Annotated in this window: 13 protein-coding genes and 1 pseudogene; all 14 read left to right on the top strand. The window is 59.8% G+C overall.

Translation table 11 applies throughout. The features are described 5' to 3' along the window. A pseudogene (locus tag OA56_RS09025) lies at window positions 1–262 on the top strand (ABC transporter ATP-binding protein); the annotation flags it as partial. A gap of 19 nt (window positions 263–281) precedes the next feature. Continuing rightward, window positions 282–863, top strand: a complete 582-nt coding sequence (locus OA56_RS09020; RefSeq protein WP_461584797.1) for a hemerythrin domain-containing protein — start codon at window positions 282–284, stop codon at window positions 861–863. A 92-nt stretch (window positions 864–955) separates the two neighbouring features. Beyond that, on the top strand, window positions 956–1,312 hold the full coding sequence (locus OA56_RS09015) for an ElaB/YgaM/YqjD family protein (protein WP_461584795.1): 357 nt from the start codon (window positions 956–958) through the stop codon (window positions 1,310–1,312). Continuing rightward, entirely contained in the window at window positions 1,312–1,707 is a 396-nt protein-coding gene (locus OA56_RS09010) for a phage holin family protein (protein ID WP_461584793.1), read from the top strand. Before OA56_RS09015 ends, OA56_RS09010 begins: the two co-directional genes overlap by 1 nt. Next, on the top strand, window positions 1,707–2,027 hold the full coding sequence (locus tag OA56_RS09005) for a YqjK family protein (RefSeq protein ID WP_141055525.1): 321 nt from the start codon (window positions 1,707–1,709) through the stop codon (window positions 2,025–2,027). Before OA56_RS09010 ends, OA56_RS09005 begins: the two co-directional genes overlap by 1 nt. 42 nt (window positions 2,028–2,069) lie before the next feature. Then, on the top strand, window positions 2,070–2,324 hold the full coding sequence (locus OA56_RS09000) for an accessory factor UbiK family protein (RefSeq protein WP_055423115.1): 255 nt from the start codon (window positions 2,070–2,072) through the stop codon (window positions 2,322–2,324). A gap of 175 nt (window positions 2,325–2,499) precedes the next feature. Further along, window positions 2,500–5,040: a CRISPR-associated helicase Cas3' gene (gene cas3, locus OA56_RS08995; protein ID WP_461584790.1), complete on the top strand. Its 2,541-nt coding sequence runs from the start codon at window positions 2,500–2,502 to the stop codon at window positions 5,038–5,040. Further along, window positions 5,033–6,592, top strand: a complete 1,560-nt coding sequence (casA, locus tag OA56_RS08990; protein ID WP_461584788.1) for a type I-E CRISPR-associated protein Cse1/CasA — start codon at window positions 5,033–5,035, stop codon at window positions 6,590–6,592. Before cas3 ends, casA begins: the two co-directional genes overlap by 8 nt. Further along, a complete protein-coding gene (gene casB / locus OA56_RS08985; protein ID WP_461584786.1) occupies window positions 6,589–7,101 on the top strand; it encodes a type I-E CRISPR-associated protein Cse2/CasB in 513 nt (170 codons plus the stop codon). The genes casA and casB overlap by 4 nt, the downstream gene beginning before the upstream one ends. 26 nt (window positions 7,102–7,127) lie before the next feature. Beyond that, window positions 7,128–8,267, top strand: coding sequence for a type I-E CRISPR-associated protein Cas7/Cse4/CasC (cas7e, locus tag OA56_RS08980; RefSeq protein ID WP_461584784.1), 1,140 nt, complete (start codon window positions 7,128–7,130; stop codon window positions 8,265–8,267). Between the two features lie 7 nt (window positions 8,268–8,274). Continuing rightward, window positions 8,275–8,994: a type I-E CRISPR-associated protein Cas5/CasD gene (cas5e, locus tag OA56_RS08975; protein WP_461584782.1), complete on the top strand. Its 720-nt coding sequence runs from the start codon at window positions 8,275–8,277 to the stop codon at window positions 8,992–8,994. Then, a complete protein-coding gene (gene cas6e, locus OA56_RS08970; RefSeq protein ID WP_461584780.1) occupies window positions 8,991–9,728 on the top strand; it encodes a type I-E CRISPR-associated protein Cas6/Cse3/CasE in 738 nt (245 codons plus the stop codon). The genes cas5e and cas6e overlap by 4 nt, the downstream gene beginning before the upstream one ends. After that, entirely contained in the window at window positions 9,725–10,624 is a 900-nt protein-coding gene (gene cas1e, locus OA56_RS08965; protein ID WP_461584778.1) for a type I-E CRISPR-associated endonuclease Cas1e, read from the top strand. Before cas6e ends, cas1e begins: the two co-directional genes overlap by 4 nt. Continuing rightward, window positions 10,596–10,913, top strand: a complete 318-nt coding sequence (gene cas2e / locus OA56_RS08960; RefSeq protein WP_461584776.1) for a type I-E CRISPR-associated endoribonuclease Cas2e — start codon at window positions 10,596–10,598, stop codon at window positions 10,911–10,913. The genes cas1e and cas2e overlap by 29 nt, the downstream gene beginning before the upstream one ends. Window positions 10,914–10,988 lie beyond the last annotated feature (75 nt).

Genomic DNA, 10,988 nt, shown 5'->3' with positions numbered 1-10,988 from the left:
GCTCGACGAACCCTCGCTCGGGCTGGCCCCACTCATCGTGCGCGAGATTTTTCGCATCATCGCTTCCCTGCGCGAGCGCGGCGTCTCCATCCTGCTGGTGGAGCAGAACGCCCGTGCCGCGCTGCAGGTGGCCGACTACGGCTACGTGCTCGAGATGGGCGAGATCACCATGCACGGGCCGGCCCATGAGCTCGCCACCGACCCGCGCGTGATCGAGGCCTATCTCGGCCTGGGCAAACACCAAGAACGACTCGCGCCTTGAGCGCCAAGGAGCCTTTTCCATGACCGCATGGCGACGCATCGAAGACGAACACCAGGCCCACGCCGCGATCATCCACGGGTTGCGCTACCTCATCGAGGCGATCGAAGAGGGGAGGCAGCAGCCCGACTTCGAGCTGCTGCGCGCGATGGTGCACTATGTGGCCGAATACCCCGAACGCTCACATCATCCCAAGGAAGACCGCTTTCTCTTCGCCCGGCTCAAGGAGAAGACGCACGAGGCCGACGCGGTGATCGCGCGTCTGGAGCAGGAACATGCCGCCAATGAAAAGCGCGTGGCCGAACTCCAGGAGGCGCTTCGTGCCTATGCCGCGGGCGAGGCGGGCGGTTTCGAGACGTTCAAGCAAGCCTTCGGACGTTACGCCGACTTCTACCGCCAGCACATGATCACCGAAGAGCGCGAGATCCTGCCGCTCGCGCGTCGTGTGTTCAGCGCCGAGGACTGGGAAGCGGTCGAAGAGGGTTGGCGCACCTGCTCCGATCCGCTTGCCGGCGTGACACCCAACGAGGACTGGGAGAAGGCATTTCGCGAATTGGTCATGAGGGCGCCTCCGCCCATTGGGCTTGGCCCGACTCCCCTTTGAAGGTCGCATTTCGCCAGCCGCACGTTCTTTGCCTTTGTCGTCCCCATCGTCTAGAATGAAAACAATTCGACTTTCCCCAAGGAGTGTTCGCCATGAAAGTGAAAGAACCAAACCTGCAGTCGCAATCAGATCCTACACCGCAAGCCAGCGCCGAGAAATTGAAGGAAGATCTACGCAACTTGGCGCAGACGCTCGAAGATTTGTTGGCTGTCACCGCCAATGAGACGAGCAGCGAGTTCCAGGATTTGCGCGAGCGAGCGCGCGCCAGGCTGGCCGAGGCGCGGTCGCGTCTGACCGATCGCGGCTCTGAGCTCTATCAGCAGGCCAGTGAAACGCTGCGCGCCACCGCCCAGCAAACCGAAGGTTACGTGCGCGAGCATCCCTGGACCAGCATCGGCCTGGGGGCTGCCGTGGGCATGCTGATCGGCCTGCTGATGGGCCGCCGCTGATGGAGCGTTCCGCCGGGCCGATGGAGCGCGTCTTCGGCGCCTCCAAGCGCCTCCTGGAGCATCTGCTCGAAGGCGGCGAGATGCGCCTGCGGCTGGCGGTGCTCGAACTGGAGGAAGAACGCGCCCGGCTCTTCGACCTCTTTCTGCTCGCTGGGCTGACCTTGGCATTGTCGGTGCTGGGGTTCGCCTTCGCCGGCGTGCTCGTCATCGCCTTCTTCTGGGAAACCCATCGCCTCGCCGCCATCGCGGCGGTGGCTGCCGTTTTTCTGCTGGGGGCCGCATTCGCCGCCTGGCGCCTGCGCCGCCTGGCGCGCCGACGCAGCCTGCTGCGTGCCACGCTCGAGCAGCTCGCCACCGACCGGCAGCTGCTCGCCGAGCCGGGCGAGGGGGCCTGATGCGCCGCGACGAACTCGCCGCCCGCAAGGCCGAGCTGGAAGCGCGCATCGCCGCCCACCGGCGGCGCATGATGCAGGATGCGCGCGAGTGGCGCGAGGCGGTGCGCCCCGTCGATAACGCCTGGCACACCCTCGTGCGCTGGAAAGTGCCGCTCGCGCTCGCCGGCGGTGCACTCCTGTGGCGCCTGGGGCGGCGCGGCACGGCGCAGGCGGCGTTGAAATGGTGGGGGCGGGGGTTGGGCGTAGTCGAGGGCGTGCGGCTGGCGCACAAATTGCTGGGCGGCAAGAGCGGCGGTTGGCGCGATCGGGGGACCGCGTGATACACTGCGGCGCGATCCCCTGCCACTTCCAAGGATGACATCATGAATCCTCCCCCCATGTTCGACGAACTCGCGCAGAAACTCAAGCACCTCGCCGAGACGAGTCCGCTCAAGGATTTCGAGAAGAATGCCAAGGCGCTGCTCGCCTCCATGTTCGAGCGCATGGATCTCGTCACCCGCGAAGAATTCGAAGCGCAGCGCGAGCTGGTCGTCAAGCTGCGGCAAGAACTCGCCGAGCTCGAACGGCGCGTTGGGCTGCTGGAAGCCCAGCTCGTCGGCGGTACGGACGAAGACTGAATTCCGCGCTGCGGGCAAGGCGGTGCCGTTGGATGAAAGAGCCGGCCCTCAGGCCGGCTTTTTTACGTCGAGCGATTGCCTTTCCCCTTATTCCCATGCAATGATAGTCAAAATATCTTGACATGCTCGTCGTTTTCCATGACGATATTGCCATGGACATGGGAGGGGCGGGGGCATGGTACCTTGGGGCAAGGCCGATGTGGCCAGGGGAGCGCACCTCGCGCTTGTCGATCACGCGCTCGACGTCTCCACCGTTTTCCGTCACTTGACGGTCGTTCGCTCTCCTCCGGGTGTGATGCTCTCGCCCGTCCAGATCGACAGACTCTCCTTTCTTGCTTTTTTGCACGATTTCGGTAAATGCAACCGAGGCTTCCAAGCGAAAGTCGATCCTTCTGCCCATGAGTGCGCGGGGCATGTCATCGAAGGCCTAGCGTTTCTCGTCGAACCTTCTCTCCAGTGCCGCTGGCCTTCTTCTTGGCGTCAGAGTTGCGAGCAGATGTGTTCTTGGTTTCTCGGCGGCGAAGAGCAACTCTTCTCGCTGCTGCTGGCGACGCTTTCCCATCATGGTCGGCCGCTGCGACCCGAGGACGTTGCAGGATACTCCGATCGTAATCTTTCCCGTTGGTGGACTCCGTCGCCGGATTATGATCCTATCATTGCTTTTGCGGAATTCGTCGATACAGGGCGGTGCGCTTTTTCCAGTGCCTTTACTGACGGTGGATCACTGCTCGATGCCGATCCTACGCTGCAGCATTGGTTTGCCGGGCTTTTGATGCTCGCCGACTGGATTGGCTCGGATACACGTTTCTTTCCTTATCCTGCCCCTGACCCGCGGTTGGCACTCGCCGACCAAGGTGCTCGACATGCACTGAAAGTGATCGGGCTGGCACCTCCTGCCCCTCGTCCGATTCCTGCGAACTTCACTTCTTGTTTCAGTTTTGCTCCCTCGCCGCTACAGTGCGCATTGCTCGAAGAAATACCGATCGAGGATGCTTCGCGCCTCATGCTTGCCGAATCCGAGACCGGTTCGGGCAAGACGGAGGCGGCGCTTGCTTGGTTTTCCCGCCTCTACGCAGCAGGAGAAGTCGATGGGCTCTATTTTGCCCTGCCCACGCGGGTGGCTGCGCGTGAGCTCTATGGGCGCGTGTTCTCCTTCATTGAGCGTGCGTTTCCCGAACCTGACCGGCGACCTCATCCTGTACTGCTCGCCGTTCCCGGCTACGTGAAGATCGATGGCGAAGCGCCGCTACCGCCGAGCGGAGTCTTGTGGGAAGACGATGGCCGGGCACGGTTGGCAGAACAATTCTGGGCGGCAGAACATCCCAAGCGCTTCCTCGCCGCACCTATCGGGGTAGGAACCATCGACCAGGCCTTGCTCTCGGCTTTGGCGGTGCGACACGCCTTGCTGCGTTCCGTCTGCCTCGACCGTCATTTGCTCGTGGTCGACGAAGTCCATGCCTCTTCGCCCTACATGCGCGAAATACTCAAATCTTTGATCACGGTGCATCGTTCGCGCGGTGGCTGGACTCTACTGCTATCGGCTACGCTCGGCGAAGCAGCGTGGGCCGAATTCTTCAGACACCCTCCGAGGTCGCTGCCCGAGGCCACGGATCGTCCTTACCCTTCGCTAACCACCCTTTCGGGCGAGATTTCTCTCCCTTCTGTTGGGAAGCAGAAAAGCGTAGCGATCGAGGAAATTCCCCAGCTGGATGAAGCGACGTTGCTGCCTCGCCTAAAGGCGGCGCTGGCCGAGGGCGCGAGGGTGCTCGTCGTTTGCAATACTGTGCGCCGGGCAGTGGCGCTACAACGCTTAGTCGAAGCCGACGCTGGTTTCGACCGTGCTTGGCTCTTTCATGTCGCCAATACCATCTGTCCGCACCACGGGCGGTTTGCTCGTGAAGATCGTGAAGTGATGGACGCCGAGGTGAGCAAACGTCTGGGCAAAGATAGCGCCGATGGGCCGCTTTTGCTCATCGGTACGCAGACTCTCGAACAAAGTCTGGACATCGACGCCGATCTGCTCATCACCGACCTGTGCCCCATCGACGTGCTGTTGCAGCGCATCGGACGGCTTCATCGTCACCGACGGCAGCATCGACCCCTGTCATACGCCGAGGCCAGAGTTCTCGTACGCACGCCGGGCACTGAAGGACTCGATCGATTCTTGGACAAAAAAGGAGGGCTGCGTGCCGCCGCCGGCCTGGGACTGGTCTATGAAGATGGACGTATCTTGCAGTGCACTGCCGAGATCATCCGCAGGCACCCTTTATTCAAACTGCCCGACGAAAATCGAGCTCTGGTCGAAGCAGCCACCCATCCTGCAGCGCTCGCGGCGCTGGAACAGCGTGTTCCCGCTTGGCGAAGCCATGCGCAAGAACTTTTTGGGCGACAACTTCAGGAACTGCGCAGCGCCGAGACAAGCGTCATCGCTTCGCGGCCTTTCGGTGAATTGCACTATCCTGATAAGGAAGCGCGAATCCTCACGCGGTTGGGGATGAATTCCATCGAATTGCCCCTCCAAGGACGTCCATTGTCTCCTCTGGGTATCCCGCTCAGCCAATTGAGCATCCCCGCGCATCTGCTCGGCGGTACAGACCTTAGCCAGCTTCCTACGAGTATCACGCCAGTGCTTGGCGCGGATGGATTTCGTTTCACCCTAGGGATGCAGCAGTTTCGCTACACCCGCTTCGGTCTGGAGAAAGACGACGATGTATAGCTTGCTCGACGACCCCCTCATCGAAGTTTCCACCGCGACCGGATGTGAGTCTCGGACGCTACCTGAAGTCTTCGCAGGGCTCGTTGCAGGGGAAATACTCGAATGGCGTGGATTGCGTGCGCACCAGACCGATCCCTGGCACGTCCTGCTCGTACAGTTGGGCGCAAGTGTGGCGGCGCATCGAGCCCTCGATCCCCACGACTTGCCGCCAGAGCCTCTCTTCTGGCGCGATGCTTTGCTGGAACTCGCGCAAGGCGAAGAGTGTGCCTGGCACCTAGTGGTCGAAGATCCATGCAAACCGGCATTCTTGCAGCATCCGGTCAAAAGGGCGCCTGATGTGGAAGGCTTTCAACCCAAAGCGATGCGTCCTGATGAACTTGACATTCTCGTTACTAGCAAGAATCACGATGTCAAGGCTGCGCGTGCCAGCTCAGACGACATACGGCTCTGGCTTTATGCCTTGGTCGTCTATCAGACGATGAATGGCTATCTTGGTAAGGGCAACTATGGTAGCTTCCGCATGTTTGGTGGCTTTGCCAGCCGGCCCGTGGTGGGGACGGTCGAAGATCTTCGTCCTTCCCATCGCTGGCGAGAAGAGTGCGCCATTTTGTGTGCCATGCGCCCGGCGCTGGTGCAGTCCTCGCTCGGTTACCAGGACCGCGGCGTGGTGCTTACTTGGCTCGCCCCTTGGTCCGGCGAGGAGCATCAATTCCAACTCTCGGATCTTGAACCCTACGCCATCGAAGCAGTGCGCCGCCTGCGGTTGGCGCCGACCGCCAGCGGTTTCGTCGCACTCGGTAGCCCCACGGAAAAGCGCCAGATCGGTCCCAGGTCGCTGGAGAGCGGCGACGTTGGCGACCCTTGGATTCCCATCAAGACGCAAGGCGGAAAAAAGAAAGAACGCGTGGCGCTCACCTTGAGCGGACAGGGATGGACGCCAGAGCTGCTGTGTGCCTTGATCTTTGAGCGTGGTTTCGAGCTCACCCCTTTGCAGAAGCCCCGCCCTGGCAAGGGTTCACTGTGGTTCTATGGCAGCGTGCTCGTGCGCGGGCAAGGCACTACCGAAGGGTTTCACCGCTTTGTGCTGCCAATCCCATCCAAGGTACGCGGATTTCTTCTGCAAACAGAAACCAAACGGCAGCTCGCGGACCTGTCGCAACAGCTCCTCGGTGACGCCGCCGCAGTAGGTCAGAGCCTTCATCTGGCGCTCATTGCACTCGCCGAGGGTGGTCCGGAAAAAACTGATCTTAGAGACGATACCGTGTCGATCTGGGCGCGTCGTCGAGAAGAGCCTTTCTTGAACTCTTGGCGCCAACGTTTCTTCGATCATCTGTGGTCAGCCGCAGACAATCCTGCTGAGGAGGTACGGCAACGCTGGCAAGAATCACTCATCGCATCGGCTTTTGAGACACTGCATGCGGCCGAACAAGGGTTGCCTCTGGCGCATGATCGGCTCTATCGCGCCTTTGTGGGTGCGGAAGAGGTCTTGCACAGGTTGTTGCGAAAAAAAGGTTTTTCCATTTTCTCATCCAGGGAGGCGACGACAGCATGAATGAGACTATTCCAATATCTACACCTTTGCCCCAAGGATCCCTTTTTGGCGTGATTTCCCGATTGGCCACAGCGATCGCGCATGCAGGCAACGCGGATCGTGCTGCGATCAAACGTTGGTCGATTGGTCGCCCATTGCCTATGGCGTTCTACCGCCTTTGGCTGTTGAAAATTGGCGAAGAATTCCCCCCAGAGTCACAGATCACCTCATGGGCCCTCCTTGCCTGGGGGCTCGCGCTTATGGGTGGTCGGCACGATCCAAAGCGCTCACTGGGGACCGCGCTTGCCAAAAGCGGGCTGCATGAAATGCGGCTTGAGCGTCTCTTGCAGGCCGATAAAGATCTTCGTCCCTTCCTGTTTGCTTCCATCGTGCGTTTCCTCGCCGTCAAGGACGAAAGCTTCGACTGGACGCAGGCAGCCGCCTTTCTGCTTACTCACGATTCCGAAAAACGCGAGGCGCTCCATCGTCGTATCGCTGCTGACTATTACCGTCATCTTTCCCTCGATTGAATTGACCCTTTTCGGAGGCTTTTCTCATGTTTTTGCAAATCCACACCCTGACCAGCTACCCTGCCAGTCTGCTCAACCGTGACGATGCCGGACTGGCCAAACGCATCCCGTTTGGCAACGCGACCCGGCTGCGTGTCTCCTCACAATGCCTCAAGCGCCACTGGCGGGAAGAACTTCAGCATCAAGTGCCTCAGGTGCCCGATGGGATCAGGACAAGGGCATTTTTTACCCGGGCGGTATTACCTATTCTCCTAGAAGGAGGAATACCTGCCTCCCGAGCAGAAAAACTCGTTATTGCACTGGCCAAGCAACTCATCGATGGTGGCGTGAAAGAAACTGGCGAGCTTGCACAGCCCATCTTGTTTGGGTTGCGCGAACGCGATTATTTTGTCGATTTGCTACGCCAAATCGCTAGCGATACCGACAGTGACGAATCCGCCTTAAAGGCGCTCGAATCGCGACTCAAATCTCCTGAGGAACGCAATAATCTCAAGGCGATGAAACGATCAGCCGCAGGTTTGAGTGCCGCGCTCTTCGGTCGTATGGTGACCTCTGACCTCCTTGCACGTGTCGATGCACCAGTTCATGTAGCACATGCGTTTACCGTACATCCGGCAGAAACTGAAATGGATTACTTTACCGTGGTCGACGACCTGAATCGTGACGACGAGGCGGGTGCGGCCCATGCCAATCAGAGCGAACTCGGCTCCGGTATCTACTACGGCTATGTCGTCGTCGACGTTCCTTTACTTGTCTCCAACCTCACAGGATGCGATGCCAAAGATTGGCTCGACCAGGCACCGGATCCCGCACGTATCAGTGTGGGTGCCCTCATCCATGCCGTGGCGACGTGCACGCCGGGGGCCAAGCTCGGCAGCACGGCTCCCCATGCCCGGGCTGAATTCGTTCTTCTGGAAATAGGCACCCAACAACCGCGCACGCTCGCCAACGCCTACCTGGACGCGCTGCGTCTCGCAGGCACCAACCCGATGCAAGAAGCGGTGCAGCGGCTTGGCGACTATCTGCGTCGCGTCGATGCCATGTACGGCATGACAGCCGACACCCGACTGCTTTCTACAGTGCATGGTGCGACCGATTTCGCTCCGCTTACCGTCGAGCCACTCGACCGGGCGACGCAGCGAGCCCTAGACGCCCTTTGGGGTTGAGCACACCATGGACATGCTCCTGCTGCGTCTTGACGCACCGCTCATGAGCTTTGGCGGAGTGCTCGTCGACCAGATCAATCCGACTGACCGTTTCCCCGGAAAAAGCTTGCTGGCCGGCCTGCTTGCCAATGCCCTAGGCTGGGATCATCGCGATGCTCAGCGTACCGCCCGGTTGCAAGATCGCCTCAGGTACGCGGCACGCTGGGATGTCGAACCCCTTCCTTTCGTCGATTACCATACGGTCGACCTCGGCCAGGAACATCTCGTCGACACGGGATGGACGACGCGCGGCAAAGCCGAGAAACGCGCCGGCGGCAGTGCCAAGAAAGAAACCCACCAACGATGGCGCCATTATCTCGCCAACGGTATCGCTACCGTTGCCCTGACACTCATCGATATCTCCCAGCCTCCTTCGCTCGATGAGCTCGAATTTGCGCTGCGCCGTCCGGCCAGACCTCTCTTTCTTGGCCGTAAGACCTGCTTACCTGCCGCACCGATCCTGCTCAAAAGGTACCAAGCCGAGAATCTGCGTGAAGCGCTATGCCGCATCCCGATGGCTGATCCCGGTCCAGGACGTCATACTCCCGCACGTATTCCTGCCTGTTGGCCGCCGGAAGAAGGTTCGGGTGCTTATGAAGATGATGTATACGACCTGCGTGACTGGCGCAACAACTTGCACCGCGGCAGCCGCCGCTTGATGTTCGGTTTTCTCGAGGTTCTCCCATGAGTGCGCTTCATCTTGTCCGTTTGTGTTACCACCCAAGCGCTTTGTTGCGCTTTGGTCACGAGCAGCGTTTGCTGGAACATGACGACGAAACCCACGGTTATCTGCTGCATGCTTGGCTTACGGCGCTGTTTGGTTCGTTCGCCCCACGACCTTTTCGTCACATAGAGTCCCGCTGCGAGGTTCTTGGCTACGCCGACGTCGATGCCTTGCACCTGCAAGAACATGCCCTTGCGTTTGCGGCCCCGTCGGTTTTCAGGGCTTTGCAGAAAGATACCCTCGCCACGAAACCTATGCCAGAAGTATGGCGTGAGGGTTTCGTTTTTTCCTTCGAAGTGCTGGCGCCGCCTGTTGTACGCACGCAGAAAGGAGTGGAAAAAGACGCCCTGCTGCATGCTCTCGACTGTCTAGGGGATCAGGCTCCAGAGCGTGGTACGCCGCAGCTTCGTACGCTGAGGGAACAGACCTACTGTAAGTGGCTGCTACAGCAGATGGGAGAATCTGCCGTACTCGAGCAGCTTTTTCTCGCTGGGTTTGCCCGCCGTCGCTTGATGCGTCGGCGGCACGACGCTGGGCGTAGCCATCACACGATCGAGCGGCCCGTCGCTCTTTTTCAGGGGCAAGGAAGGATACGCGACCCGCAGGCGTTTTCCCGCCTTTTGCGACGCGGAATCGGTCGCCACCGCGCCTTTGGTATGGGTATGTTGCTCCTTTCCCCACCAAAGAGAGAGCGATGAGCACGGCGCCCGGTCTCTTCTCGGGGCGACTGGGGCTCGCCGCCTCTCGTATCCCGCATGTCGACCGACACGGCTTGTTGTGGCTCGAGTACGGCCGCCTGAGTGTGGAAGAGGGTACGCTGCGTTTCGTTGCTGCCGAGAGCACCACACTTGCCGCTGGCGACTATGCCATCCCTTATCAGGGCGTTTCCATGATCTTGCTCGGCCCTGGTACCAGCCTTACCCAGGATGTTCTTCGTCTGTGCGCCCGTCATGGAACCCTGATCGCTGCAGTCGGCGAGGGCGGGGTCAAGAGCTACACCGCTCCGCCCATGGGACAGGGGCGATCTGACGTGGCCCGCATTCACGCCTTACGGTGGGCTGATGCTGGGAAACGCCTTGATACCGCCCGCCGTCTCTATGCGTGGCGTTTCGGTCGCATTCTGCCGCATCGAGACATCGAAGTCTTACGCGGTATCGAAGGAGCTCGACTCAAAGAAGCATACCACGTCGTCGCTCAGCAATATGGCATCGAGTGGAAAGGGCGACGCTATGATCGCGCCCATCCCGAACAGACCGACATTCCCAACCAGGCGATCAATCACGCCGCCACCTTTGTTGAGGCTGCCGCTGATCTTGCCGTAGCTGCCGTCGGCGCCTTGCCACCACTCGGATTTATTCATGAAGAATCGAGCAACGCGTTTACGCTGGACATCGCCGATCTTTATCGCGTTGACGTCACGCTGCCGCTGGCTTTCGGAGCCGTCAAAGCGGCTCGTGAGCACAAAGACGAATCTATCGAGCGCATCGTGCGTAAGCACGCCGCTGCCTTGTTTCGGCAAAATAAACTCGTCGCGACGATGATCGACCGCGTCAAGGATCTCTTCGATGTCGATGACCGTGATCGTGACGCGTAATGTCTCCCCGCGAGTACGCGGCTTCCTTGCTTCAGTGCTTCTCGAAATGGCGCCTGGCGTTTATAGTGCCCCCCGCTTGTCACCGGCAGTGCGTGATCGAATTTGGGATGTGCTCGAAAGCTGGTTTCCTCATGAGGTAGACGCTTCTATTGTCATGGTATGGCAGTCACATGATATGCCTGGGGGGCAGGACGCGAAGATGCTCGGTACTCCAAAGATTGGATTGGTTGAGGTAGATGGGATATTACTTTCCCGTCGAGAGATTCCGTCGAAGTCCGTCGATATGTAAAGAATGTTCCTTAAAAATCTTTAAGATTCAATGTGTTGCTTGCTAGAGCCTCCCCCGCGTGCGCGGGGATCGACC

Source organism: Tepidiphilus sp. HLB4 (assembly GCF_054823945.1).
Note: the sequence above shows the minus strand (reverse complement) of the source record. Positions and strands in the feature narration are given on the sequence as shown.

What these genes read in the sequence shown, in the direction of transcription:
- OA56_RS09020 (WP_461584797.1), top strand. Translation starts at nt 282, where the DNA reads ATGACCGCATGGCGACGCATCGAAGACGAACACCAGGCCCACGCCGCG.
- OA56_RS09015 (WP_461584795.1), top strand. Translation starts at nt 956, where the DNA reads ATGAAAGTGAAAGAACCAAACCTGCAGTCGCAATCAGATCCTACACCG.
- OA56_RS09010 (WP_461584793.1), top strand. Translation starts at nt 1,312, where the DNA reads ATGGAGCGTTCCGCCGGGCCGATGGAGCGCGTCTTCGGCGCCTCCAAG.
- OA56_RS09005 (WP_141055525.1), top strand. Translation starts at nt 1,707, where the DNA reads ATGCGCCGCGACGAACTCGCCGCCCGCAAGGCCGAGCTGGAAGCGCGC.
- OA56_RS09000 (WP_055423115.1), top strand. Translation starts at nt 2,070, where the DNA reads ATGAATCCTCCCCCCATGTTCGACGAACTCGCGCAGAAACTCAAGCAC.
- cas3 (WP_461584790.1), top strand. Translation starts at nt 2,500, where the DNA reads ATGGTACCTTGGGGCAAGGCCGATGTGGCCAGGGGAGCGCACCTCGCG.
- casA (WP_461584788.1), top strand. Translation starts at nt 5,033, where the DNA reads ATGTATAGCTTGCTCGACGACCCCCTCATCGAAGTTTCCACCGCGACC.
- casB (WP_461584786.1), top strand. Translation starts at nt 6,589, where the DNA reads ATGAATGAGACTATTCCAATATCTACACCTTTGCCCCAAGGATCCCTT.
- cas7e (WP_461584784.1), top strand. Translation starts at nt 7,128, where the DNA reads ATGTTTTTGCAAATCCACACCCTGACCAGCTACCCTGCCAGTCTGCTC.
- cas5e (WP_461584782.1), top strand. Translation starts at nt 8,275, where the DNA reads ATGGACATGCTCCTGCTGCGTCTTGACGCACCGCTCATGAGCTTTGGC.
- cas6e (WP_461584780.1), top strand. Translation starts at nt 8,991, where the DNA reads ATGAGTGCGCTTCATCTTGTCCGTTTGTGTTACCACCCAAGCGCTTTG.
- cas1e (WP_461584778.1), top strand. Translation starts at nt 9,725, where the DNA reads ATGAGCACGGCGCCCGGTCTCTTCTCGGGGCGACTGGGGCTCGCCGCC.
- cas2e (WP_461584776.1), top strand. Translation starts at nt 10,596, where the DNA reads ATGTCGATGACCGTGATCGTGACGCGTAATGTCTCCCCGCGAGTACGC.